At 67.0% G+C, this 23461-nt stretch carries 21 protein-coding genes and 3 pseudogenes; 9 read left to right on the plus strand and 15 right to left on the minus strand.

Annotation, left to right across the window (positions count from 1 at the left end; translation table 11 throughout):
* Nucleotides 1-74 precede the first annotated feature (74 nt).
* A complete protein-coding gene (locus ACWD2L_RS31095; RefSeq protein ID WP_351335711.1) occupies nucleotides 75-836 on the minus strand; it encodes an FCD domain-containing protein in 762 nt (253 codons plus the stop codon).
* 290 nt (nucleotides 837-1126) lie between these two features.
* On the opposite strand from ACWD2L_RS31095, the gene ACWD2L_RS31100 reads away from it, so the two are divergent.
* Complete coding sequence (locus ACWD2L_RS31100) at nucleotides 1127-2473, plus strand: MFS transporter (protein WP_351335713.1); 1347 nt, start codon at nucleotides 1127-1129, stop codon at nucleotides 2471-2473.
* Nucleotides 2474-2516: 43 nt separating this feature from the next.
* Nucleotides 2517-3524 carry an arginase family protein gene (locus ACWD2L_RS31105; RefSeq protein ID WP_351335721.1) on the plus strand — a complete coding sequence of 336 codons (1008 nt, stop codon included), beginning with the start codon at nucleotides 2517-2519 and terminating at the stop codon, nucleotides 3522-3524.
* A 201-nt stretch (nucleotides 3525-3725) separates the two neighbouring features.
* Here ACWD2L_RS31105 and ACWD2L_RS31110 read toward each other — a convergent pair.
* The 4 genes and pseudogenes from ACWD2L_RS31110 to ACWD2L_RS31125 form a co-directional block, all read right to left on the minus strand.
* A pseudogene (locus tag ACWD2L_RS31110) lies at nucleotides 3726-4332 on the minus strand (NAD-dependent formate dehydrogenase); the annotation flags it as partial.
* A 25-nt stretch (nucleotides 4333-4357) separates the two neighbouring features.
* Nucleotides 4358-5134 carry a class I SAM-dependent methyltransferase gene (locus tag ACWD2L_RS31115; protein ID WP_351335723.1) on the minus strand — a complete coding sequence of 259 codons (777 nt, stop codon included), beginning with the start codon at nucleotides 5132-5134 and terminating at the stop codon, nucleotides 4358-4360.
* A 128-nt stretch (nucleotides 5135-5262) separates the two neighbouring features.
* Complete coding sequence (locus ACWD2L_RS31120; RefSeq protein ID WP_351335726.1) at nucleotides 5263-5916, minus strand: molybdopterin-dependent oxidoreductase; 654 nt, start codon at nucleotides 5914-5916, stop codon at nucleotides 5263-5265.
* 212 nt (nucleotides 5917-6128) lie between these two features.
* A pseudogene (locus ACWD2L_RS31125) lies at nucleotides 6129-6326 on the minus strand (TOBE domain-containing protein); the annotation flags it as partial.
* 94 nt (nucleotides 6327-6420) lie between these two features.
* On the opposite strand from ACWD2L_RS31125, the gene ACWD2L_RS31130 reads away from it, so the two are divergent.
* The 3 genes and pseudogenes from ACWD2L_RS31130 to ACWD2L_RS31140 all read left to right on the plus strand — a co-directional run.
* Nucleotides 6421-6840 carry a TOBE domain-containing protein gene (locus ACWD2L_RS31130; RefSeq protein ID WP_351335729.1) on the plus strand — a complete coding sequence of 140 codons (420 nt, stop codon included), beginning with the start codon at nucleotides 6421-6423 and terminating at the stop codon, nucleotides 6838-6840.
* Between the two features lie 164 nt (nucleotides 6841-7004).
* On the plus strand, nucleotides 7005-7154 hold the full coding sequence (locus ACWD2L_RS31135) for a hypothetical protein (RefSeq protein ID WP_351335731.1): 150 nt from the start codon (nucleotides 7005-7007) through the stop codon (nucleotides 7152-7154).
* 6 nt (nucleotides 7155-7160) lie between these two features.
* A pseudogene (locus tag ACWD2L_RS31140) lies at nucleotides 7161-7610 on the plus strand (hydroxymethylglutaryl-CoA lyase); the annotation flags it as partial.
* Nucleotides 7611-7676: 66 nt separating this feature from the next.
* Here ACWD2L_RS31140 and ACWD2L_RS31145 read toward each other — a convergent pair.
* Both ACWD2L_RS31145 and ACWD2L_RS31150 read right to left on the minus strand, forming a co-directional pair.
* Nucleotides 7677-8504 carry a fumarylacetoacetate hydrolase family protein gene (locus ACWD2L_RS31145; protein WP_351335734.1) on the minus strand — a complete coding sequence of 276 codons (828 nt, stop codon included), beginning with the start codon at nucleotides 8502-8504 and terminating at the stop codon, nucleotides 7677-7679.
* Between the two features lie 36 nt (nucleotides 8505-8540).
* A complete protein-coding gene (locus tag ACWD2L_RS31150; RefSeq protein WP_351335736.1) occupies nucleotides 8541-10151 on the minus strand; it encodes a bifunctional 3-(3-hydroxy-phenyl)propionate/3-hydroxycinnamic acid hydroxylase in 1611 nt (536 codons plus the stop codon).
* 185 nt (nucleotides 10152-10336) lie between these two features.
* Between ACWD2L_RS31150 and ACWD2L_RS31155 the strand changes: the two genes are divergently transcribed.
* Entirely contained in the window at nucleotides 10337-10852 is a 516-nt protein-coding gene (locus tag ACWD2L_RS31155; protein ID WP_351335739.1) for a VOC family protein, read from the plus strand.
* A gap of 89 nt (nucleotides 10853-10941) precedes the next feature.
* Here the strand turns inward: ACWD2L_RS31155 and ACWD2L_RS31160 are convergent, their stop codons facing one another.
* The 8 genes from ACWD2L_RS31160 to ACWD2L_RS31195 form a co-directional block, all read right to left on the minus strand.
* Nucleotides 10942-11751, minus strand: a complete 810-nt coding sequence (locus ACWD2L_RS31160) for an IclR family transcriptional regulator (RefSeq protein ID WP_351335742.1) — start codon at nucleotides 11749-11751, stop codon at nucleotides 10942-10944.
* A 103-nt stretch (nucleotides 11752-11854) separates the two neighbouring features.
* Nucleotides 11855-12739 (minus strand): LysR family transcriptional regulator, encoded by an 885-nt coding sequence (locus ACWD2L_RS31165; protein ID WP_351335745.1) that lies wholly within the window; start codon nucleotides 12737-12739, stop codon nucleotides 11855-11857.
* Nucleotides 12740-12777: 38 nt separating this feature from the next.
* Nucleotides 12778-14103: an MFS transporter gene (locus ACWD2L_RS31170; protein ID WP_351335748.1), complete on the minus strand. Its 1326-nt coding sequence runs from the start codon at nucleotides 14101-14103 to the stop codon at nucleotides 12778-12780.
* A gap of 119 nt (nucleotides 14104-14222) precedes the next feature.
* Entirely contained in the window at nucleotides 14223-15680 is a 1458-nt protein-coding gene (locus tag ACWD2L_RS31175) for a benzaldehyde dehydrogenase (RefSeq protein ID WP_351335750.1), read from the minus strand.
* Nucleotides 15681-15715: 35 nt separating this feature from the next.
* Nucleotides 15716-16795: an LLM class flavin-dependent oxidoreductase gene (locus ACWD2L_RS31180; RefSeq protein WP_351335752.1), complete on the minus strand. Its 1080-nt coding sequence runs from the start codon at nucleotides 16793-16795 to the stop codon at nucleotides 15716-15718.
* Between the two features lie 90 nt (nucleotides 16796-16885).
* Nucleotides 16886-17026, minus strand: coding sequence for a hypothetical protein (locus ACWD2L_RS31185; protein ID WP_351335755.1), 141 nt, complete (start codon nucleotides 17024-17026; stop codon nucleotides 16886-16888).
* Nucleotides 17027-17171: 145 nt separating this feature from the next.
* Nucleotides 17172-17672, minus strand: coding sequence for a flavin reductase family protein (locus ACWD2L_RS31190; protein WP_351335758.1), 501 nt, complete (start codon nucleotides 17670-17672; stop codon nucleotides 17172-17174).
* Nucleotides 17673-18042: 370 nt separating this feature from the next.
* On the minus strand, nucleotides 18043-19782 hold the full coding sequence (locus ACWD2L_RS31195) for a tannase/feruloyl esterase family alpha/beta hydrolase (protein WP_351335761.1): 1740 nt from the start codon (nucleotides 19780-19782) through the stop codon (nucleotides 18043-18045).
* A 289-nt stretch (nucleotides 19783-20071) separates the two neighbouring features.
* Here ACWD2L_RS31195 and ACWD2L_RS31200 point away from each other — a divergent pair, with 289 nt between their 5' ends.
* Genes ACWD2L_RS31200 through ACWD2L_RS31210 form a run of 3 tightly spaced genes read left to right on the plus strand, consistent with a single transcriptional unit; the run spans nucleotide 20072 to nucleotide 23458 of the window.
* Nucleotides 20072-21397: an MFS transporter gene (locus tag ACWD2L_RS31200; protein WP_351335763.1), complete on the plus strand. Its 1326-nt coding sequence runs from the start codon at nucleotides 20072-20074 to the stop codon at nucleotides 21395-21397.
* Between the two features lie 10 nt (nucleotides 21398-21407).
* Nucleotides 21408-22085, plus strand: coding sequence for a response regulator transcription factor (locus tag ACWD2L_RS31205; protein ID WP_351335765.1), 678 nt, complete (start codon nucleotides 21408-21410; stop codon nucleotides 22083-22085).
* On the plus strand, nucleotides 22085-23458 hold the full coding sequence (locus ACWD2L_RS31210) for a sensor histidine kinase (RefSeq protein ID WP_351335768.1): 1374 nt from the start codon (nucleotides 22085-22087) through the stop codon (nucleotides 23456-23458). Before ACWD2L_RS31205 ends, ACWD2L_RS31210 begins: the two co-directional genes overlap by 1 nt.
* Nucleotides 23459-23461 lie beyond the last annotated feature (3 nt).

Raw genomic sequence — 23461 nt, forward strand, 5'->3', positions numbered from 1 at the left:
GCAACTGGGGCATTCGGCAAGAACTACGGCGGTGGCACCGGTTCTCGCCCGATGCGGGAGGGGCAGATCGGGTGTCAGGGCAAACGAAGAAGCCGTTCGAGAAGCTCGGCGTCATAGCGGGCGATGAACGCGTCGACCTCGCCCAGCAGCCGGTCGAGGTGGTCCCGCATCAACCCGGCAGCGCCTTCCGCGTCACGCCCGGCCATCGCCTCGACGATGGCTTCGTGCTCGGACACGCTGAGGGCGCCGTGGTGATGCGTCTCCAGGATGATGTCCAGGGCCGCCTCGACGCGGTCGTGACTGGTGTCGAGCACGATCGAGATCATCGCCTGCACCAGCGGGTTCCGTGCGGGGCCGCTCACCAGCCGGTGGAACGTCAGAGCGATGTCGCGGGGAGGGCGCTTCTCCCCCTTGGCACGGTCATGGTGCTCGGCCACGACCCTCCGCAGGACGTCGAGATCGACATCGGAGATCCGCTCCGTGGCGTCGCGCACCGCCTCGGGTTCGATGGCGCGCCTGGCCTTGAGCAGATGGACCACGTCCTGAGCCGTGCGGACCTCGGATGCCGACGCGAGACTCGCGCTCCGCGACACTCGGCGGAGGCGCTCCACCGCCCGGACGCCCTCCTCGGTGAGGACACGCCCCTTGGCCCCCAGCTGCACGGTCAGCTCGCGGGCGTCCAGGTGACGCAGTCGGCGCGCCACGCTGGACTCGGAAACTGTCCGGCCGCGTGCGGCCAACGCCGCGCTGATCTGCCGAGCGCCCACCGGGCTGTCGGCTTCGTGGATGACGACAAGCAGCGCGTCAGCAACGTTGTCGTCAAGCGGGTCCGGCATCGGTGACGCGCCACGTACCGATTCGCTCACAACACTCCCCATTCGGAGACGGCAACGGGCATGGGCCCGTGCCTCCAACCACTCGGACGCCAGTATGCCAGCCCTGGTTGCCGTCCCCCACAGGCGACCGATGTCCGTCACCATTGACGGACATCGGTCGTCCGAGGCAGACTCCCCGCCATCGAAAGGCCGCCTTCTCGCGGAATCGGCGGTTCCGGTGGTCGCCTGACGTTGGCACGGTCCATGTGGCCCTGTGGCAGCTCAGACGTCCCTCTCCAGAAGGAGAAGCGATGACTACTTCGGTCGGGGCTGCCACCGCCCCTCCCAACCAGCGCCGTTCCCGCGTCAGATGGGTCATGATCTGGCTGGCCTTCGCCGGCCTGCTCATCTCTTACGTGGACCGGGCCAACCTCTCGGTCGCCCTGCCCTACATGACCCACGACCTGAACATCGACCCGGCTCTCTCGGGGCTGCTCCTCGGCGCCTTCTTCTGGACGTACTCCCTGTTCCAGATCCCGATGGGCTGGCTCGTCGACCGCTTCGGCAGCCGCATGCTCTACGCCGCCGCCGTTGCCTGGTGGTCACTCATCACGGTCGCCATGGCCGCCGTCCGCGGTCTCGGCACCCTGATCGGTGCCCGGCTGCTGCTCGGCATCGGTGAGGCGGCCGCATTCCCGGCGTGCACGAAGGTCGTGGAGCGGTGGTTCCCCCGCCAGGAACGCGGCACCGCTTCGGGGATCTACGACAGCGGGGCACGAGGCGGCACGCTGCTGGCCACCCCCGTGGTGACCGCGCTGATCGCGGTCGTCGGCTGGCGCGGCTCGTTCGTCATCACCGGGGCGCTCGGCCTGATCTGGGTGGTGTTCTGGCTCAAGATGTACCGCGAGCCCCGCGAGCATCCCAAGGTCAACGCGGCGGAACTCGCCCACATCGAAGCCGGCCAGGCGCAGGAGACCGACGCCCCCGCAGACGCCCCCCAGCCACGCTGGCAGGACCTGCTGCGGTACCGAACGATCTGGGGAATGGCGTTGGGCTTCGCCTGCCAGTCCTTCGTGATCTATTTCTTCATCACGTGGTTCCCGTCCTACCTCGTGGAGGCCCGCGGGTTCTCCCTGCTCTCCCTTGGCATCCTCGGCATGATCCCCGCGATCACGGCGTTCATCGGCAATTTCGTGGGCGGTTGGGCCACGGACGCGCTGGTCCGGCGCGGTCACAGCCTGACGCTCGCCCGTAAGTCCTGCATCGTGGCGGGGATGCTCGTCTCGTCGGTCATCGGTCTGGCGGCCGTGGTCGACAGCAGTGCGATGGCGCTGATCCTGCTGTCGCTGTCCTTCGGCGGGGTCACGTTCGCGACCTCCAGCATCGTGACGCTGCCGGCCGACGTCGCCCCGGTGTCGACCCGGCCGTGGGCCTCCACCATCCAGGGCTTCCAGAACTCGCTGTCGAACCTCGCCGGTGTCGCCAGCCCGTTCGTCATCGGTCTCCTCTACAGCCGGACCGGCTCCTTCACCGGAGGCCTCGTCGCAGCGGCGGGCGTCGCCGTCGCCGGCTGCCTCGTCTACCTCTTCATGGTCGGCGACATCGAGCCCCTCAAGGTCAAGGGGCAACCGGAGACCGCACCGGCGCCCCTCAACTGACCCTCGATCCACCACAGTTCCGCTGAACATCTGGAGATTCACCGTGTCCGAAGCCAAACTCAACCTCCCGTTCACCGGCATCCCGTCCTTCATGCGGGCCCCGATCGTGAACGACCTCGACGAACTCGACGCCGACATCGCGATCCTGGGCGTACCCAGCGACGAGGGCTCCCCCTGGTACCCCGGCGCCCGCATGGCACCACGCCAGATCCGTGAAATGTCCGTCCGGTACGCCGAGTACGGCCCCACTCAGCGCCACGGCGGCTATTACGACCTCGACGAGGACCGCCGGTACCTCGTGCACGAGACGAAGAACAACCGCATCGTCGACTGCGGCGACGTCGACATCGTCTACACCAACCCCGAACAGACGATGAGCAACGTCACCCGCTCGGTGCGCAAGATCCTCGATGCCGGCGCGCTACCGGTCGTCTACGGCGGTGACCACGCCATCTCCTACGGCGTCGTACGCGCCTACGAGCAGCCGGTCATCCTCATCCACTTCGACGCGCACCTCGACTTCCGGCCCTTCGTCCACGGCGCCCACTACGGCAACGGCAGCCCGGTGCGGCAGATGGCATCCCTGAAGCAGGTCGGGCAGATGGTGCAGGTCGGCATGCGCAGCATGCGGATGAGCCAGGACGATCTGGCCGACGCCCGGCAGCACGGCAACGACGTCATCACGATGAAGCAGTACCGCCGGCACGGTCTTGAGCGGCTGCTCGACAGGATCCCCGAGGGCGCAGCCGTGTACGTCAGCATGGACATCGACGTGCTCGACATGCCGCTCGTCCCGGGATGCGCCTCTGCCGAACCCGACGGGTTCGGCTACGAGGAGATGAAGCAGACCCTGTTCGGCATCGCCCGGCACGCCGACGTCGTCGGCTTCGACATCGTCGAGATCAACCCGATGATCGACGTCCGGTCCAACAACACCTCCCTGCTCGGAGCCCAGTTGGGCGTGGAATTCATGGCACGCGTGGCCGACAGCGATCCGTTCCTGCGCAGGAACGGCCGACTCCCGGCCGCCGAAGCCACCCCTGCCAACTGACCCTGGGCCCGGGCAGCGCGGCCTCGGGGCGCCTGACCGGCGGCGACCACAGCGGAGTCGCCGAGTCAGTCGACCGCGGCGGCGAGGGCGTGGTTGGTGTCGACCGCGTGAACTGTTGAAGCTGATCGGCGACGTTCTCGACCTCGTCGACGGTGACCGCGTGACCTGGGCCATGGACATCAGCACACAGGAGGGCGCGGGCGGATGCTGAGGAGCGTTGATGATGACGACGTCGCAGTGCGGCACCAGGTCGGCGGCGACTCGTGGAACACCAGGCCCAGTTCGCCCTCGATGTCGGCGGACAGGCGGTGGTCTGTCGGTCTAGTGCAGGTTGACGTCGAAGGGAGCCAAGTGTCGCAGTACGGCCTGGCCGATGCGGCCGGCGATGTTCCACCCTCCCTCCCGTGCGATGTGGTGGGAGGGCAGGTGGTCGCGCACCAGCGCCAGGATCGACATCACGACGTGCTCGGCGACGCTGATGCTGTTGGAGGACGCGACCTCGGCGACGGCCACCGTCATGGGCGATGGCGGCATCGAGGTCGACGTGGTCGGAGCAGATGCCGGCGGTGATGGCCAGCTTGAGGTTCTTGACGGCTGAGATGCGCTCGGCAGTCAGGTAGGCGGGCCAGAACGGCTGAGAGATCGCCACGTCGGCGTCGGGCAGCGCACGGTCGAAGACGCTGCCGTCGCTCTCCTTGTCAGAGGTGACGGCCAGGGTGTGGCCGCGGCTTTCCAAGAAGGCCCGCAGGCCGAGTTGGCCGGAAACGCTGCCGAGCAGGTGACCAGGAGCGAAGTCGGTGCCCAGGGGTATCGATGGTGGTCTCGGAGAGTGCTCAGGCAAAGGCCCGCAGGAGGACGAGAGAGCCGCGGTAAACGGGGCGGCTGCGCAGGTGGCCGAAGGCTTCGTCCCATGCGCCGGAGCCCAGGGCTCGGCGCAGCGAGATGTCGAACTCCTGACGTGCGCGGTCGTCGATGAAGCTCCATGCCGAACACGCCTGGCGGGCCGCAGGGTCGAGGAGTATCTCAGGGCGGCCGTAGTACGCCTCGTTGAAACCGTCGGTGCAGTCCAGCGGAATGGGGACGGCCTCGACGGTCACGGTGCCGCCGAGGGCTTCGGTCAGGGTATTCAGGGACGGGTAGCGGCGGGCCTCGGTGTCGAGAACGTCGGGCGCGTAGTCGTAGAGCCAGAAGTCGCGTACGAGGGTGGGGTCGCAAGTGAGGACGACGACCGGGCCGCGGGTCACGCGGCGCATCTCCCGCAGACCCGCGGCGGTGTCGGACCACTGATGGACGCTGAAGAGGGCCATGGAGGCCTCGAACTGATCGTCATCGAAGGGCAGGTCCTCGGCGACGGCGTCGATGGCGGTGGCCAGTTGGGCCGGACGCTGGGCGCGCATGGCCAGGGACGGCTCGACCGCGGTGACGGTGTGCGCGGGGTTCTCGTAGGAGCCGGTGCCGGCGCCGACATTCAGGACCGTGTCGGCGCCGCCCAGGGCCCGGGCGATGACGTGGGCGATGCGTGCATCGGGGCGGCGGAAGGAGGAGTAACCGGAGCCGATGGCGCCGTAGTCGACATCACCGGCACTGCCGTCGTGAGTTCGAATGACCATGAAAGACCTCGCCTTGTGGGCCTGGACCTGACCGGAGCGGTCACACCCCCACCGCACCGAACTACGCCTTCATCTTGCATCTGCTAGGCAGACTTGTGCATAGGACTGGCTCATGCTTGGTGGAACATTCAGATCACTTGCATCTGCGACCCTGTTCGGTTTGTAGGTTGTGTCGGCGCTTCTTCGCCGCCCGGCCGCCCTTCACCCTCCTCCTGGTGGGAGTAGCGCTGACCGACCCACGGGTCGGCCAGGTTGTGAAAGCCGCGCTCCTCCCAGAATCCGCGCCTGTCCTGCGTCATGTACTCGATCCCACGCAGCCACTTGGGGCCCTTGTAGCCGTACAGGTGCGGCACCACGAGACGCAGCGGGAAACCGTGCTCGGCGGTGAGCGGCTCGCCGCCGTGATGGGTCGCCATGAGCGTGGTCTCGGCGGCGAGGTCGGCAAGCCGCAGGTTGGCGCTGTACCCGTACTCGGCCCAGGCCATGACGTGCTCAACACCCTCGGCCGGTGGAGCGAGGTCCAGCAGGAGACGGGCGGGCACGCCGAAGAAGGTGTGTCCGATGGTGCTCGTACCCGAAGCGCAGTGCAGGTCCGCGTGCACGGTGTCCCTGGGCATGGCAGTGACCTCGTCGAAGGTCCAGGAATGAGTCCCGCCGCTCGCCGTCGCGCCGAAGACCTGCAGCCTCCAGCGATCCGGACGGAACCGTGGCACCGGCCCGTAGTGCGAGACCGGCCACCCTTTGGCCAGGCGCTGACCGGGCGGCAGCATGCCTTCCTTCATCGACAGCCCCACCATCTACATAGGTCGCAAATTCCAGGAATAATCCTACGTGTAGCCAGCACATGCGAGCCACATTGAACCGTGCGGTGGGAATTTGCCGAAACCTGTCGCGATGCCGGAGGGGCTGTACCGCACGATCCGCGGCTCGCGGCACAGCCTCGGCAGGCGATCAACCGGGAGACGCAGCCGCTGGTCCGGCCCAGGCCGGACCAGACGCGGTCGACGTGCACGTTCGTCGACTTCACGCGCGCCGTGGCCCGCATCCCCACCTCGAGGCCGAGTTCTTCGACGGCCTCCCTGGTCACGAGGGACACCAGCCGGTGCGGGCCGGCCTGGATCCCGACCTGGGCGATCCCGCCACGCGCCATCGCAGCCGCGAACGCCGCGAGGTCGCGTCCCTCAATGAGACGGTTCCAACGGGACATTCACGGACGTACTACGTTTACGGTGGTGGCCCGCCACCGCACCCTCATCACCATCCCCAGACCTGTGAGGCAACACCCCATGAGTTTGAGCATCCGCAACCAGCTCCCGGGAACCATCACCTCCGTCACCACAGGCGAAGCCATGGCGACCGTCAAGGTTCGCCTGGGCGGCGGACAGGACATCACGGCAGCGATCACCACCGAGTCCGTGAAGGACCTCGGCCTCGCCGAAGGCGCCGAAGTCAAGATCCTCGTGAAGTCCACCGAGGTCTCGCTGGCCACCGGCCCCCTCCAGGGTCTTTCCATCCGTAACCAGATCGCCGGGACCGTCACCGACATCGCGGTCGGCGGCGCCATGGCCTCCGTCAAGGTCGATGTCGAGGGCGGCACACTCACCGCGGCCATCACCAGGGACGCCGTGGCCGACCTCGCCCTGGCTGCAGGCTCTCCGGTCGTCGCGCTGATCAAGTCCACCGAGGTCTCCCTCGCCGGCGTCTGATCCAGACGCCGAAGCAGTGGCCCGCGCCCTCCACGGTGCGGGCCTGCGGGCCTGGAGTGCAGCCACTGATCCACGCGATCGCTCAGGGGGGCGGGGCATGTGCTGCGGCAACTCGAGTACCTGGTGGCTCTCGCCCGGGAGCAACACTCGGCCGCGCTGCTGAGGTGTGCTTCGTCTCCCAACTCTCTCTGTCTGCCGGCCTACGCAAACTCGAGAGCGAACTCGGCATCCCCCTCATCCGCCGCGGCGCCCGTTACTGGTGTGGGCGCACCGCATGCTCGCTGAGCACGCCGCACTCACCGTCGCCAGCCTGAAAGACGGGCGAGGTCCCGATTCCGCAAGTAGTGTCCGTGGCCTCCCGAATGCTGGCCCTGGGCTGCACCGAACTGTCGCTCGGCGACACCATCGGGGTCGCCACGCCCGGCAGGGTCTCCGCATTGCTGGACGCCCTCACCGCGAGCGGCCTGCCGGTGGAGAACATCGCGGTGCACTTCCACGACACATACGGTCAGGCCCTCTCCAACACCCTGACGGCTCTGCGGCACGGAGTGACCACGGCCGACGCCTCCGCCGGCGGCCTTGGCGGTTGCCCTTACGCGAAGTCCGCCACCGGCAACCTGGCCACCGAGGATCTGCCGTGGCAGCTCGCGGGTCTCGGCATCGACACCGGCGTGAACCTGGACAAGCTCGTCGAGACGAGTACCTGGCTCGCCGGCCTGCTCGGCCGGCCCAGCCCCTCCCGCACCGTCCGTGCCCTCGCCGGCAGCTGATGCGGGAGTTGCGCCGCCCGCCGGGCCTCCGGCGTGCGGCGGAGGCCCAGCGCGTTGGGGATGCGGTTACAACTTCTCGTCCACGACCCGGTTGTGGGTCTTGCCGATGCCTGTGACCTCGACGGTGATCTCGTCGCCGGAGTGGAGGAAGAGCTGAGGGTCACGGCGGTGGCCGACGCCGCCGGGGGTGCCGGTGAGGATGACGTCGCCGGGCTGGAGGGCCGTGAACCCGGAGACGGTGCTGATGAGTTGGGGGATGGAGAAGATCAGGCGGTCGAGGGTGGAGGACTGGAGGACTTCGCCGTTGAGGGTGGTGGTGATGCGCTGGGAGTCCAGATCGATCTCGTCGGGGGTGACCAGGCAGGGGCCGAGCGGGGTGGAGTTGTCCCAGGCCTTGCCCTGGAGCCACTGGTGCGTCTTGTACTGGAAGTCGCGCATGGTGATGTCGTTGGCGACGCTGTAGCCGAGGATGTGGCGGGGGGCATCCTCGGGGGTGATGCGGCGTCCGGGGCGGCCGATGATGACGGCCAACTCGCCTTCGTAGTCGACTTGTTCGGACTCAGGGGGCAGGGGGATGTCGTCGTGGGCGCCGATGAGAGCGGAGGCGAACTTGGTGAACAGCACGGGGTAGGTGGGCAGTTCGCGGCGGGTCTCTTCAACGTGGGCGTGGTAATTGAGGCCGACGCAGAAGACGCGGCGCGGGTCGGCGACAGGGGCCAGGCGGCGGGCTCCGGCGGGGAAGCGTGCGCCGGTGTCGCGGTCGGCGGCGGCGAGGCGGTCGGTGTCGGTGGTGGCGTCGATGGTGGTGATGTCAGTGAGCGGGGTGACGTGGTCGCCGTTCAACTCGCCCACGCGGATGGTGTCGTTGTCGTCGTAGTAGCGGACGTAGCGCATTGCTCTCCTTGGGTCGGGCGGAAGGGGCTTCGGGGTTCAGACGCCCACGAGCGGGCGGGGCCGCGGGGCGTCGGTGGTGGTGCACCAGCGGGTGAGCCAGGTGTGGAGCTGTTCGTCATCGCCCGGCGTCCAGGTGGCGGCGATGAACCGGTCGGGGCGTACGAGGAGGAACCTCCCGCGGTGCGGGGCGAATTCACGCAGGAGGCCGCCGTCGACGTCGACGGCCAGGGTGGTCCCGGTGTCACGGGGCAGGGTCTGGTCGGCGACGACGTGGAGGGGGTGGGCTCGGACCGGTGCTGCGGCTTGCCGGGCCACGGGCCAGGCGTGGGCGGGGACGTCGACGCCGATCAACGCCCATTCGTTGCCGAGGAGTTCGTCGAGCATGCGGACGCGGCTGGTGCCTGCGTCGAAGGCGCGGGGCTGGCCGACGGCGGTACCGGCACCCGGGTCGCCGGTACGGGAGAGTCCGTCGGTGGCACTCGTGGCGGGGCGGTAGCGCATCTCCTCGAGCCAGTTGCGGCCCTCGTCGGTCTCGAGCATGCGGCCGATGATGCGGTCGCGGGCGGCGGCCAGACGGTGGGAGGTGGTCATCACCACCCGGCCGAGGCGCTGGGAGGTACGGATGGTGGCGGCGACGTGGGGGCGGCGCTCGGAGCCGTAGGTGTGCAGGGCTCTTTCGTGGAGGGTGCCGTCCAGGACACCGGCGATCTTCCAGCAGAGGTTGGCGGCGTCCCGGACACCGGAGTTGAGGCCCTGCCCGGCGAAGGGCGGCATCATGTGGGCGGCGTCGCCCATCAGGAAGACGTTTCCGGCCTGCCACTGGCGGGCGTTGAGGGCGTGGAAGCGGTAGACGACGGCACGTTCGAGCTGCTCGGGAGTGAGCGTGCGGTGGGGGGCGAGGAGCTTCTCGATCAGGGCGAAGTCGGGATCGGTCCCGGGGGCTGCCTCGCCGGGCTTGAGGCGGAACTCGTAGCGGCAGCGGCCGTTCAGGCCGGGGACGATGACGTGGGGACGTTCGGGGTCGCCGTGGTGCATGGCGTAGCGCTGGGTGTGGGGGTCCTCCAGGGTGTCGGCCACCAGCCAGCTGTCGGAGTAGGAGCGTCCGTCCATGTCAATTCCCAGGAGGGTGCGCACGGTTGAGCGTCCGCCGTCGGCGCCGATGACGTAGCGGCCGCGCACGTGCCGGGTGCCGCCGGCTTCGACGGTGGTGACGCGGATGTCGTGACCGTCGCGTTCGAGACCGGTGACGCGGGAGCCGAAGCGCACCCGGATGTGCGGGGAGGCTGCGAGGACCTGGCGCAGGACGTGTTCCAGGTCGGGCTGGGCGAAGGGGTTCTTGAAGGGGAAGCCCAGGCGGTAGGGCGCAGGTCCGGTGGCCTGGAAGAGGGGGCTGCCCTCGGTGTCGTAGTAGACGGTTCCGGTGCCGGGGACGACGATCTCCAGGATCCGGTCGGCCACGCCTGCGGCCTGGTAAGTGCGCAGGGATTCGTCGTCGATGCTGATGGCTTTGGGTTCGGGGACGGGTTCGGCCTGAGCTTCCAGAACGAGGACGGAGAGGTTGCGGGCCGCCAGGAGGGCGGCTGCCGTCATACCGACGGGGCCGGCTCCGACGACGACCACGTCGACGGTCGGTTCTTCGCGTTTCACGAGGGGTTTCCCTTCTCCGTCGTGCCGTGGGGAGGGTGTACGCCGCGGCACGGAACAGTGTCCCGTAATTCAGGAACGCAGTCTCTGTGTACCGGACACTCTTGGCCAGATCAAGGGTTGACCGCCCCTGCCGGGCTCCCTACTGTACTGATTGCTAGGTCAGCCGTCCTATAAAAGGAGACACCATGGCCATCGTCGAGCTCGGACACACCGGCTTCTGGGTCGAGGACCTGGAGAAGATGCGCGACTTCTACACCCGCGTCCTGGGACTGACGGTCACCGACGAGGACGAGGAACTCGGCATCGTCTTCTTCTCCTCCCGCCCCAAGGAGGAACACCACGAATTCGTCCTCGCCAAGGGACGCACCGCCCCCATGGGGACACTGCTCACCCACCAGGTCTCCTGGCGCGTGGACTCCCTGGAGACGATCGTCGACTACCACCGCCGCTTCCGCGCCGAAGGCGTCCAGGTCCAGCAGGAAGTCACACACGGCAACGCCATCGGGATCTACTTCTTCGACCCCGAGGGCAACCGCAATGAGGTCTACCTGCGCATCGACAAGGACGTGCGCCAGCCCTTCCGCAAGTCCCTCGACCTCGACCAGGACCTGGAGCAGATCATCGCCGAGGCCGACCGGCTACTGGCAGAGGGCGGCGCCTCCTACCAGCCCGTCACCACCCAGCCCGACATGGCCGGTTGACGGCTGCGCCACGTCACTTCCCGGCCCCTCCCCCGTCGCCGAGCAGCGCTCCGCGGCGGGGGATGCGTTGTAATGAAGACCTGCGCTTCTCAGGCCGTGGCCAGCTCCAGCTGCGTGGTGACCTGCGCGGCCGCCTCACGCACCGCGCTCACCACCTCCTCCAGCCGGCTGTCGGGCACCCTCCGCTCCAGTGCCGCGATGCTCAGGGCGGAGACGACCGAACCCGAGGCGTCGAAGACAGGAGCCGCGACGCCCAGCACGTCCTCGTCCAACTCGCTCCAGGTCACGCACTGCCCTTCCCGGCGGATCGTCGCCAATCGCGCCTGCAGCGCGTCGACATCCGTGAGCGTGCGGGCAGTGAAGCGCTGCAGCGGCTCGCTCTCCAGCAGTCGGCGCGCCTCCTCCTTCGGCAGCCACGCCAGCAGCACCAGCGCCGCGGCGCCGGCATTGACCGGCAGAACGCCGCCGCGCTCGTAGGAGATGCGCACCGCGTGCCCGGCCTCGCACTTCTCCAGACAGATCGCCCTGGTTCCCGAGCGGCGGGTCAACAGCACGGTCTCCTGCACCTGCTCGCACAGCTTCTCCATGACCGGCACCGCGATCTCGGACAACCCGTAGCGCCTGCGGGCCAGGCGGGCCAGCTCCAGCACCCGCATCCCCAACCGGAACCCGCCGCGCGGGTCCTCCTCGAGAAACCCGCCGGCCACCAGACTCTGCAGGTACCGGTACGCGGTCGACCGCGCGGTGCCCAGCGCCTGCGCCACCTCCTGGCCGGACAACGACAGCCGCTCGTCGGAGAAGAGCCCAAGGATGTCCAGCGCCTTGTCGGCGGTGGAATTGCGCTCCCGGTACTGCCCGGAGGAGGCGGCGGGCACGGCACTCGACTCACGTCCTGTCATGCAGGACATGCTACCGGGAAACACTGCACGGGTAGACAGCGGGCCTCAACCGACCTCGCGGATCACCGTCGCCGGGAACACCCGCTACAGGGGACGGGCCGGTTCAACTCCCGTTTTCGGACAGAACCATTCGCGCAAACTCCTGCCCCGCATAGGAGAGTTGATCTTTTCGGTACAACAACGAATAGGTCCGCGTGATCGGGATGTCGAGATGGCGGGTAGTAACGCCCAGCCGGTGGAGAGTCTCGACAATCTGCAGGGGCAGCAAAGCGCAGCCGGCACCGGCCGCCACCAGCGATGCGAAGGAATCCATCAGCTGTGTCTCGACCGCCACGGTGAGGACCTGATTCGCATCGGCGAATGCACGCTCGACCACACGTCGCATGGACGTGTTCGGGGGGCTGACTATGAGCGGATAATGAGCGAGCTGCTCGATAGTGATGAGAGGGGCGTCAGGAACCACCATGTTCGGCGGAAACGCCACCACCATACCCTGCATTCCTGCCGAGAACTTTTGGATCGAACTCGGGGTCGCGTTGTCGTAGTGACTGATCACCAGTTCCACTGGGCCACGATCAAGGAAACGCTCGATGGGCTCTTCCCCGGTGAACGGTCCGAAATGTACGGAAAGTTTAGGGTACCGCTCCCGGAACCGAGCGATCCACTGAGACACGGGAACGGCCGCGAGAGCGGGCATCGCGGCTATATGGAATTCCCCTCTTGGAGAGTCCTTGATACCGTCAATCGCGGCTTTCGCACGTATGCCTGCGTCCACGAGCCTGCGGGCGGGTTGCAGCAGCGCCTCACCCGCAGTGGTCAATCTCATCCCTCGAGTGAATCGCTCGAACAATACTGCGCTGACTTCACGCTCCAGAGCCACAAGCGACTGTGAGAGTGCGGGTTGGGAGAGGTGTAGGTGTTCGGCAGCCCGCCCCATCGTGCCATGATCTGCGATAGCCAGAAAGTGGCTGGCCTGGCGGACTTCCATGGAACTGCCTCCTCAAGTTTTCGCAGTGACACCGCCCTCTACAGGGACAGCCGGCGATCGATCTCACGAAAGGCGAGACCCTCGGTCCTCGGGAGGGATTGCGCCGCAATCAAACCGACCACCGCGAAGAACATGACGTAGAAAGCCGGGATGTCGATACCCGGAAACCACATCGTCAACTGGGCGATAACATACGGGGCAGTTCCACCGGCGAGGATGTTCGCGATGTTGAACCCTAGCCCCATTCCCGTGGCACGGACAGATGTCGGGAACGATTCAGGCATGGCCGCACTGATGACCGGCATGAGGCCGCCGGCGAGGACACCCAGGCAGGCGTGAGCGGCTATCGCCAACGGAATTGAGCCGACTTGCATCACCTTGATCAGCGGCCAAACCAGTACGAACAGGGCAATCGCGGAGGCGTTGAAGGTCCTACGGCGGCCAAAGAGGTCGGTGAACTTACCGAACAGGAGCATCGCTCCCGCCGACACCAAAAGACAGACCGTGGTCGAGCCCATGGCCACACCTAGACTGTAGTCAAGGCTTTTCTGCAGGTAGACGGCCATGTAGACATATACCACCCAATAGCCCGCAACGCTCGTGGTCGCAATGCCGATCGTGCGAAGCAGCGCGCCGCGGTGGTTCTGAAGCAGTCCCCTGACAGGCAGGGGCGGAGTCTCTTTTGAGGCAATCGCACGCTTGAAATCGGGAGATTCTTCCAATTTAAGGCGTACATAGATTCCTATAGTACCCATCGGAACGGCCAGCAGAAAGGGTATCCGCCACGCCCAATCAACTGTCGCCTGTTCCGACGCCACGGCTGCGATGACGGCAACTGCCGCAGAGCCGAAGAGTGTTCCTATGACCACCCCGAGCTGAGTGAACCCGGTGTAGAAACCCCGTCGGCGCGGCTCGACGTGTTCGCCCACGAAGCAGACCGCCGCTCCAATCTCGCCACCGGCGGACATCCCCTGGATGCAGCGCAGTAGCACAAGCCCGACGGTTGCCATGACCCCGATACTCGAGTAGCCGGGAAGCAGACCGATTGCGACGGTCGAGCCAGTCATCACCAGCAGAGTGGAAAGCAACGATGTGCGTCGTCCCCATCGGTCTCCGACGTGGCCGAACACGATCGCGCCGATCGGTCGCACCGCGAACGCCACGGCCAGTGTCGCGAGAGTCCCCATCAGTGCCGTTGAGGAGTCGCGCTGAGAGAAGAACACGAGAGCCAAGGTCGTCGACAGGTAGCCGTATACGGCGAAGTCAAAGTATTCGACGACAGTGCCGACCGTGGCCGCTGTCACGACCCGCCGGGTCGTGGAGACATCACTCGTTGGCTCAGAATCGATGGTCGTAACGCTCATCAACCCTCCCTAAGATATGCCTGTGCAGCACTTGAGAATTCTCATGGTTGGCCAATACGGTGCGCCGCGCCGCCCATCGGAGGATGCAGGCCACACGCCCCTCTGGGGACTCCCGTTCATCAGAAGGGGTATGGGGCGGTAGTTGGCCGCATCGTGAGCCATTGCGTCTCGGTGAATGCCTCGATGTTCGCGCCCGCGCCGCCGAATCGGGCTCCATTCCCCGATGCGCGAGTGCCGCCGAACGGTGCATTGGACTCGTCGTTCACCGTTTGCTCGTTGATGTGAATCTTGCCGGAGTCGATCCTGTCGGCGAGGGTCATGGCATCGTCGACGTTGCCGAGGATTCCGACCGAAAGCCCATACTCACTGTCGTTCACGAGATCGACGGCTTCATCGAGGGAGGAGAATGTGAGGACAGGGGCTACCGGCCCAAAGACCTCCTCGCGCCAGGCCGGATTGTTCCGGGTAATGTCCACCATCACAGTGGGCGCGTAGAACAATCCGTCGAATGTGCCGCCTGTTGCGATTCGTCCACCTGCGCGCTCCGCACGTCGCACGATCTCGTCGATTCGAGACAACTGACCTTCGTCGATTATCGGACCCAGGTCGGCGGACGTAGCGGCAGGGTCGCCGACCGACAGCTTCTCCGCCTTTTCGACCAGCGCCGTCACATACTCGTCATAAAGCGACTCATGAACAATGTGACGGCCGGTGCTCATACAGACCTGCCCCTGGTGGTTGAACGTTCCGAAGGCGCCCGCGGACGCCGCCTTGGGAACGTCTGCTCCAGGCAGAACCACGAGCGCGTTGTTTCCCCCCAGTTCGAGGTGGGCGCGCTTGAGGAGTCGGGCAGCGGTCTCACCGATCTTTCGGCCGGCCGGTGTCGAGCCGGTGAAGGAGATGATGCGCACCTCCGGCGCCTCGACCACCGCTGCTCCAACATCTGCGCCCCCAGGCAGCAACTGGAGCAGGCCCGCGGGCAGCCCTGCCTCTTCGAAGACGCGCAGAAGTACCACTCCGCCGCACATCGTGGTTCGCGGATCCGGTTTGAGCAGCACGCTGTTCCCCAGCGCAAGTGCAGGTGCGATTGATCGCATTGCCAGTAGCAGCGGGACGTTGAACGGGGCGATGACACTGACCACGCCGGCCGGCCGGCGACGCGCGAAGGACCACCTGTCCTCGTTGGACGTCAGCACCTCACCTGCCGGATGGCTCGGCAGTCCCGCGGCGTCGAAACACTCCGCGGCCGCGGAGCGTGTCTCGTGCTCTGCTTTGGCGGAAGCGGATCCGCTCTCGCGGATGATCCATTGCGCGATCTCCGCGGCGTTCTCTTCGATGATCGAGCCGGCTCGGCGCAGGATCGCTGCTCGTTGCTCCGGGGGCAACGCGGCCCATGACCGCTGCGCCTCGGCGGCGGAAGTGGATGCACGAAAGACATCTTCCACCGACGCATTGCCGCACCGTGCAATCCGGTTTCCCGTGGCTGGTTCGACGACGTCGCGGGTGCCACCGCCTCCGACAGACCAACCGTCCACGAAGATTTGTCCTGCCCAAGCGGCAGTATCGGACAGCAACATGTACATCTCCTCGATGACGTTGGGGGACGTCCGACTCAGACGCTTGCCAATTCCACACCACGCTCGGCAAGTTCATCGGCGAAGAGCGGCATCACGAGCCGGCCGAAGCGCTCTGCTTCCTCGGCGTGCGGGTAACCCGACAGGCAGAAACTTGAGCACCCGGCCGCCATGAACTCGCGAATTGTGGCGGCCACCTGTTCCGGGTTGCCCACGATGGCCACGCCCGACCCCTCACGAACACTGGCGATTCCGCTCCACAAGTGGTCTGCGATCAGGTGATTCTCTGCCTTTGCCAGTTCCTTCATCCGAAGATTGGCCGTGGACTGGTCCCACTTGACGCTGGTCTCGCTGGGACCGTCAGCGGCGTTGGCGATAATCGCGTGCGCGGCATTCCACGCCTCGTCCTCGGTCTCTCGCACGACGACATGCAAGCGCATCCCGTACCGGAGGGAACGCCCCTCGGCCGCGGCGCGCTCGTCCATCTCTGCTACCAGCTTGGCGATGTTGTCCGGAGTGTCGCCCCAGAACAGATGCACGTCCGCGTGCTTCGCGCACAGCTCCTTCGCCGCCGGCGAGAGCCCGCCGAGATACAGGGGCGGGTATGGCGTCTGGTACGGCTTGGGGAGGACATTGACACCGTTGGCCTTGAAGAACGTGCCATCGACGTCGAACGGCTCGGTTTCCGTCCACGCCTCCTTCATGACCTCGAGCGATTCGGTGAGTACCGCGTAGCGTTGGTCATGGTCATGGAACATCCCATCAGCTGCCATCTCGACAGAGCTGCCGCCGGTGATGAGGTTGATGCGAACACGTCCCTGGCTGAGCTGATCGAAGGTAGAGATCATCTTGGCCATCAGTGTCGGTGCCATGAATCCTCCGCGGGCTGCCAGCAGAGGAGAGATCTTCTTCGTCTTCGCCGCGACCATGGCACAAGTGATGTAGGCGTCGTAGCAGTTGGTCTGCACGGGGACGAGAATGTATTCGAATCCTGCGTCCTCCGCGGTTTGTGCAACGTTCGTGAACAGTTCGATACTCTGAGGGATGGCTGCCTCGGCCACTCCGTGTGCGGCAGTGTCGCCCATTGTGGGAATGAACCAACCGAATTCAACTGTCATGAGTGCTCCTGCTTTCTATAGGAGGGAGTTTGAGTGACGGCGGATGACACCGTTGGCGGGCGACGGCCAGGGGTCGTGGGGGCGGCACAGTCAGGGCGCCACGCTCCGGGTGCTCCCGGAGGGCAACAGGGTGCCGTGGCAGGCTAGTTCGTCCTTGGGCGGGGACTGGATCCAGGCGTAGACGGCCTCGTGCGAGAGGGTCTGTCCGCCGGGCGACAGGACGCCTTCCACGACGGATACGGTGGCGTCTTCGAACTCCCGCTTCAAGCGGCCGGCGACCTGGTTCGGACTCTGGCCCCACCGCAGGTCACGATGTCCCGCTCCATGAGGCGTCGTTGAGGGCGCCGGCACAGCTGAGCGGCCCGTCGGTCGGGGATCAGCGTGCGGCCAGGCCCGCGTACCCGCGATCGTGGAAAACCAGCGGGTCCGCGATTTCGCCTTCGGACAAGCCGACCACCCTGACCAGGACGAGTTCGTGGTCTCCCGCCGATGACACCTGTTCGACTCGGCACTCAATGTGCGCGACCGCTCCCGGAAGGAGCGGAGACCCCAACGGCCCATGTGTCCAATGCACTTCATCGAATCGATCCTCGTGCTTGCGCACGATTTTGTCGCACATGAAATGCTGGCGGGACGAAAGAACACTGATCCCGAGAATTTCAGCAGCCCGTAGTTTGGGCCAGCTGGTCGAGGATCGGTCCACGAAGAATCCGGCCAGCGAAGGCTCCAGCGAAACGGACACAAAGGAGCCAACGACGATCGCCGCCCGACCATCCGGGTCTCCGGCCACGACTGCGACACTGGTCGGAACCTTCGCCATGGCAGCGCGCATGCGATGGGGTTCTATCGGGTGAAGTGAGGAATTCAAGGTGGCCATGTCGATCTCCTCCGGCTCGATATGTGCTGTGAGACACAAGCTAGAAGCTGCCGCCCGATCGAGTCCAAGTCGCTTTCCGTATGCTCTCGATAAGAGGCACTTATGGCTCTGCCTTAACCCCTGTGAGCTGCCACAACAGTCGAATGCAACCCACGCTGCGGCGCATCTGTCGGAGAAGTTCTCCCCGGAGTCCAGGCGCCCTTCGACGGGTATCTCGAAGACGTTGAGAGCCGGTTTCCACCGATGGTGGCGAGGACGTTGATGCCGCTCGAAACCGGAACGGGCCCCCGCACGGCTGCGCGGGGGCCCGCCGTCCTGCCCTGCGGCAGGACGGCACTTCCAGGTTCGGCCGGTACGCGGCCGGGTCTCGTCAGGCCTTACCCTTCGACACCACCCACTTCCCGCCGACCCAGTTGCCGACGGTCTCGTAGCCGGATCGGAACGAGCCGAACCAGTTCAGGGTGAGGTTCGCTTCCGCCCGCGACCGTACGGGGGTGTAGTCGTCGCCCGTGGTCTTCTTCGCCACATAGGGGAAGGGGTAGGCAGGGCGCTCAGCGGTCGTATTGCCGTCCTTGTCGAGGGACTTGGTGGTGAGGCTTGCGGGTGCCTGGCCCTTGGTGACCCACTTGGTGACGGCCGTCAGTGCGTCCAGGGAGTCCGGGCCCTGGCCGCCGCCGCAGTGTGCGACACCGGGGAGCAGGAAGAGCCGGGCGAAGGAGTTGGTGGCCGACTCGCCACCCATCGTCTTCTGCACGGCCTTGTAGTACGCCATCGTGCCGACGGCCGGGATGTGCTGGTCCCCGAGGCCGTGCCAGAGGATGAGCTTGCCGCCGGCCGCCTTGAACGCCTTGAGGTCGGGGTCGGTGGCGTCGTACATGCCCTCGTTCGGCTTCATGATCTTGTCGTAGTAGGCGGCCGTGAACTTCACGTCCTTGTACGTCAGCGTCGGCTGCGGACTGTCGAAGACCTGGTAACGGAGCGTCTCCCGGACGAAGTTGATGTCACCACTGGTGCCGGTGGCCGTGGCCGGGACGATGACGTTCGCCCAGTTCAGTTCCGAGCCGCGCAGCTGGTGACCGGGGTAGAGGAGCTTGCCGTGGGCGTCGGCTGGGCCGGCGTAGATGCGGCGCACCGTGGTGACCTGGTCGGCAGTGAGGCAGTAGTCGTCGGCCGTGGAGGTCTGTCCGGGGGCGCACCGGAGTTCGGCCGGGTCCCAGTCGCAGTCCAGCGGGTCGGCGATGAGGCCGTCGGTGGCGTCGCAGCCCTTGAGGACCGCCTTGTGCAGTGGGTCGAGGTCGGCCGTGGTGATGGTCGCGGGGCCGCCGTTCAGGTAGACGGACTGGGCGGTCCAGGCGTGCGAGAAGGTGTTGAGCGCGGTGAAGTTGTTGGCCGGTGCCCCGGCGATGATGCCGTCGAAGTCGGTCGGGTAGCGCTGGGCCTCGGTGAGGGCCTGGTGGCCGCCCTGCGAGCAGCCGTCGAAGTACGAGTGGGTGGCGGGCTGCCCGTAGTACTTCTTGACCAACACCTTTGCTGTCCAGGCGAGTTCGTGGTCCGACTTGTAGCCGAAGTCCGCGCGCAGGGTCGGGTCGGTGGAGAACAGGCCGCCGCCCTGGTAGTGCCCCTCGTCGCTGGAGGCGACGGCGAACGCGCCCTGGGTGAGCGGGGCACAGCCGGCCGAGGCGGGTGCGTTGCCCGCGTCGACGTTCCCGCAGAGTCCGCCGCATCCCAGCTGAAGGTAGTTCGCCTGCCAGCCGGTCTGGGGCAGCCGCAGCTCGAAGTGGATCTGCGGGGCGATCACACCCTTGACCACGCAGGCGTCCCAGTCGCCGAGCTTGTTGTCTGCGGCAGCCAGCTTGGTGGCTGAGGTGACCTCAAAAGGTGTGCCCGGTACGGCACTTGCCAGGTCGAGGCCGGTGACGTCGGCGCAGTCCATCGCCGGGGCGATGCCGGTCTCTGCCGCCGTCGTGACGGCCGAAGCGGAGGTTCGCGGGGCGTCGTCCGCAGCGTGCGCGAGGGCCGTGCTCGCGGCGGTGACGAGGGCGATCGCCGCGGCGAGCACGGCGAGGAGTGTGGCTGGCTTCCAGGGACACCAACGGGTCAGCTGATGCATACACGAGCTCCGTTCGAGTGCTGCTGCGGGTGGGGGGCCGGTGGAACGTAGCCCGGTGGAAACCAGGGGCGCAAGATGTGTCGACGTAATTGTTAACACTTTTGCCGATGGCCCCGTGCGCCTCTACGACCAGGCACAGCGCCGCAACGGCGAAGTCTTAAGCCGACGTAAGATCCGGCGCCGACCCCTGGATGCCCCCTGCGGGATCGGCGAGGCTGCCTGCGGCCTGCGGTGATGCGGGATCGCCGCGACCACACCACTCCCCCAAAGACAGGAGACAGCTGTGTCCATGACAGGCGCACGGGCCGCAACACGGGGCCCCTGGAAAGCGATAGTCGGCGGCTCGATCGGCAACATGATCGAGTGGTACGACTGGTTCGTCTACTCCACCTTCTCCGTGTACTTCGCGTCCGCCTTCTTCCCCGACGGGGACGCGACCGCTCAACTCCTCAACACGGCGGGCATCTTCGCGGTCGGCTTCTTCATGCGACCCGTCGGCGGCTGGCTGCTGGGCCGACTCGGCGACCGCAAGGGCCGCAAGGCCGCCCTCACGACGACGGTCACGCTGATGTCCCTCAGCGCCCTGCTCATCGCCACCGCGCCGACCTACACCCAGGTCGGCTACTGGGGCGCCGCCGTCCTACTGGTGGGGCGGCTGCTTCAGGGACTGTCGGTGGGCGGCGAGTACGCGGCCAGCGCGACCTATCTGGCCGAGGCGGCGCCCGATGACCGGCGGGGCTTCTTCTGCAGCTTCCAGATGGTGTCCATGAAGCTCGGCCAGCTGGTCGGTCTCAGCATGCAGATCCTGCTCCAGCAGAACATGTCCGAGGAAACCCTGTCCGCCTGGGGCTGGCGCATCCCGTTCGTGGTCGGCGCGCTCGGCTCGGCGGTCATCTTCTACCTGCGCCGCAGCCTGGTGGAGACCGACGCGTACGAAGAGACGAAGGAGGCGCAGTCGAAGGAGGAGCGCGGCGCTCTGCGGACCCTGTGGCAGCTACGGCGCACCGTTCTCCTGGTGGTCGGCTTCAGCATGGGCGGCACACTGTGCGACTACACGTACTCGACGTACATGACCAAGTACCTGCACAACACCGCCGGCTTGAGCAACATCGACGCCTCGCTGATCAGCTTTGTCGCGATCGTCGTCTTCATCGTCGTGCAACCGCTGGCGGGCGGCCTTTCGGACCGGATCGGCCGCCGACCGCTGCTGATCACCTTCGGGATCGGCGCCATGCTCTTCACCGTGCCGCTGATGACGGCGCTCGGGCACGTCTCGACCTTCGGCAGTGCGCTGCTGTTGATGGTGGCCGGACTCCTGATCATCACCGGATACACGTCGATGAGCGCCCTGGTGAAGGCCGAGCTGTTCCCGGCCCGTGTACGCGCCCTCGGCGTCGCGCTGCCGTACGCGGTGAGCAACGCCCTGTTCGGAGGAACCGCCGAGTACGTGGCGCTGTGGTTCAAGGACAACGGGATGGAGTCCGGCTTCTACTGGTACGTGACGGGATGTGCGGCGGTTTCCCTCATCGTCTTCCTCACCATGCGCGAGACGAAGGACGTCTCCCTCTCCCCCGGCAGCCGGTCCGGGCAACCCGCGGCGCAGGTCGCTGCCTAGTGTGAACCCCATGCGCGTACTGCTGATCGAGGACGACGAACGGCTCGCGTCCGCCCTCGCCACGGCCCTCTTCGAACGCGGTCACCTCGTCGACCGCGCCTCGCGCGCCGACGAGGGCCTGCGTCTGAAGGACCGTGCCGACTTCGTCCTCCTCGACCTCGGCCTGCCCGACATGGACGGTCTGGACATGCTCCGCCGGCTGCGTCGGGTCTCGGCCGTGCCGGTGATCGTGCTGACCGCGCGCGGCGACGAACGGACCGTGCTGCAAGGGCTGAGCTGCGGCGCCGACGACTACCTCACGAAACCCTTCCGCATCAAGGAACTGCTCGCCCGGATGACCGCCGTACGGCGCCGCGTCGGCGCCACCCCGCCGCCGTCCGACGGCGCCGCCGCCGCGCCCCAGGCACTGGACGTCGGCGACGTGCACATCGATCTCTCGGCCCGCCAGGTCACCGTGGCCGGAGACCCGATCGCCCTGACAGCCCGTGAATTCGGCGTGCTCGCCCTGCTCGCCGACACCCCCGGAGTGGTCCGCAGCCGCGAGGAGATCATGGACACGGTGTGGGGCGACGCCTTCCTCGCCGCCTCCCGCTCCCTCGACGTGCACATCTGGGGCATCCGCACCAAGACCGGCCGCCCCGACCTGGTCCGCACCCTGCGCGGCGTCGGCTATCGGCTGGGCGGCTGATGCGCCGTCGGCTCCTCGTCACCTACCTGGCGCTGATCGGCAGTGTCCTGCTCGCCCTGTCCCTCCCCCTGGGACTCGCCTACGCGCAGGAACGCACCGCCGAACTTCTTCTCGCCCGGCGCGCGGACGCGACCCGCCTCGCGGACCTCGCCGAACAGGCCATCCAGGAGAGCGACTCCCAGGTCCTTGAGGCAGAGGTCGCACGGTACGCCGATCTGTACGGCGCCTCCGCGGAGATACGGCGCGGCAGCACCACCGTGCTCGTCCGCGCCGGCGGCGGTATGCCCGGCAGCGGCGCGGAGTTGCGCCGGGCCCTGGCCGGCCGGACCACGCGCCACCTGCCGCTCGTCACACCTCCGGGCCCGGACCGGGTGGTGATCGCCGAACCGGTGGGCAGCGACGCACAGGTGCTCGGCGTGGTCCTGCTCGCCGTCCCGACGGACACCGCGCGCTCCGATGTGCTCCTGGTGTGGGTCGCGCTGGCCGGATGCGCCCTGGTGGCATTCGTGGTCGCGGTGGACGCCGCACGGCGCCTGGCCCGCTGGACTCTGCGCCCGGTGGCCGAACTCGACGCGGTCACCGAGGCCATCGCCCAGGGCACGATGACCGCGCGGATCACGTCCACGGGCACCGGCCCTTCGGAACTACGGCGCCTGGAACAGCGGTTCAACTCCATGGCCGACGCCGTATCGGCCTCACTTGAGCGGCAGCGGTCGTTCGTCTCCGACGCGTCGCACGAGATGCGCACCCCGCTCACGGTGCTCTCGCTCCGCCTTGAGAATCTGCGCCCGCACGTGACGGACAGCGGCGTTGGCCGCTACGGGGAGACGATGGAGGAACTCGACCGCATCGGAACACTGCTGGAAGATCTTCTCACCCTCGGCCGCATCGAGGCCGGTTCCTCTGCCCATGCCCGGCCGATGGACGTGGCCGCCGAACTCACCGCGCGGCTACGGGTGTGGCAGGAGGTGACCGACGCCGTCGGCCTGCACCTGCGCACCGTCGTGCCCGAGTCCCTCGTAGTGCGCTGTCCGCCCGATACCCTCGGCCGCATCACGGACATCGCGGTGGACAACGCGGTCAAGTTCCTCCGCCCCGACGGGCACATCACGGTCACGCTCACCCGTGGCTCCGCTCGGGACGCCACCACGGTGCTGCGGATCGCGGACGACGGCCCCGGCCTGGCCCAGCAGGAACTCGCCTTCGCCCGTGACCGCTTCTGGCGTTCTCCCCGGCACACCACGATCGACGGCAGCGGCCTCGGCCTCGCCATCGCCGACGAACTGGCGCGCGCGGTGGGTGGCACGCTGGACCTTCGGGCGGCACAACCACACGGGCTGCTGGTGGAGTTCCGGCTACCCGCCCCCCGCTGACCA

The sequence above is a fragment of the Streptomyces sp. NPDC002754 genome (assembly GCF_053592315.1).

Bases quoted from the DNA above. Each gene is read 5' to 3' on its own strand.
- ACWD2L_RS31100 (WP_351335713.1), top strand. From the start codon at position 1,127: ATGACTACTTCGGTCGGGGCTGCCACCGCCCCTCCCAACCAGCGCCGT.
- ACWD2L_RS31095 (WP_351335711.1), bottom strand. From the start codon at position 836: ATGCCGGACCCGCTTGACGACAACGTTGCTGACGCGCTGCTTGTCGTC.
- ACWD2L_RS31205 (WP_351335765.1), top strand. From the start codon at position 21,408: ATGCGCGTACTGCTGATCGAGGACGACGAACGGCTCGCGTCCGCCCTC.
- ACWD2L_RS31190 (WP_351335758.1), bottom strand. From the start codon at position 17,672: ATGGCCACCTTGAATTCCTCACTTCACCCGATAGAACCCCATCGCATG.
- ACWD2L_RS31170 (WP_351335748.1), bottom strand. From the start codon at position 14,103: ATGAGCGTTACGACCATCGATTCTGAGCCAACGAGTGATGTCTCCACG.
- ACWD2L_RS31210 (WP_351335768.1), top strand. From the start codon at position 22,085: ATGCGCCGTCGGCTCCTCGTCACCTACCTGGCGCTGATCGGCAGTGTC.
- ACWD2L_RS31160 (WP_351335742.1), bottom strand. From the start codon at position 11,751: ATGACAGGACGTGAGTCGAGTGCCGTGCCCGCCGCCTCCTCCGGGCAG.
- ACWD2L_RS31195 (WP_351335761.1), bottom strand. From the start codon at position 19,782: ATGCATCAGCTGACCCGTTGGTGTCCCTGGAAGCCAGCCACACTCCTC.
- ACWD2L_RS31130 (WP_351335729.1), top strand. From the start codon at position 6,421: ATGAGTTTGAGCATCCGCAACCAGCTCCCGGGAACCATCACCTCCGTC.
- ACWD2L_RS31175 (WP_351335750.1), bottom strand. From the start codon at position 15,680: ATGTTGCTGTCCGATACTGCCGCTTGGGCAGGACAAATCTTCGTGGAC.
- ACWD2L_RS31145 (WP_351335734.1), bottom strand. From the start codon at position 8,504: ATGCGCTACGTCCGCTACTACGACGACAACGACACCATCCGCGTGGGC.
- ACWD2L_RS31165 (WP_351335745.1), bottom strand. From the start codon at position 12,739: ATGGAAGTCCGCCAGGCCAGCCACTTTCTGGCTATCGCAGATCATGGC.
- ACWD2L_RS31155 (WP_351335739.1), top strand. From the start codon at position 10,337: ATGGCCATCGTCGAGCTCGGACACACCGGCTTCTGGGTCGAGGACCTG.
- ACWD2L_RS31120 (WP_351335726.1), bottom strand. From the start codon at position 5,916: ATGAAGGAAGGCATGCTGCCGCCCGGTCAGCGCCTGGCCAAAGGGTGG.
- ACWD2L_RS31180 (WP_351335752.1), bottom strand. From the start codon at position 16,795: ATGACAGTTGAATTCGGTTGGTTCATTCCCACAATGGGCGACACTGCC.
- ACWD2L_RS31115 (WP_351335723.1), bottom strand. From the start codon at position 5,134: ATGGTCATTCGAACTCACGACGGCAGTGCCGGTGATGTCGACTACGGC.
- ACWD2L_RS31200 (WP_351335763.1), top strand. From the start codon at position 20,072: ATGACAGGCGCACGGGCCGCAACACGGGGCCCCTGGAAAGCGATAGTC.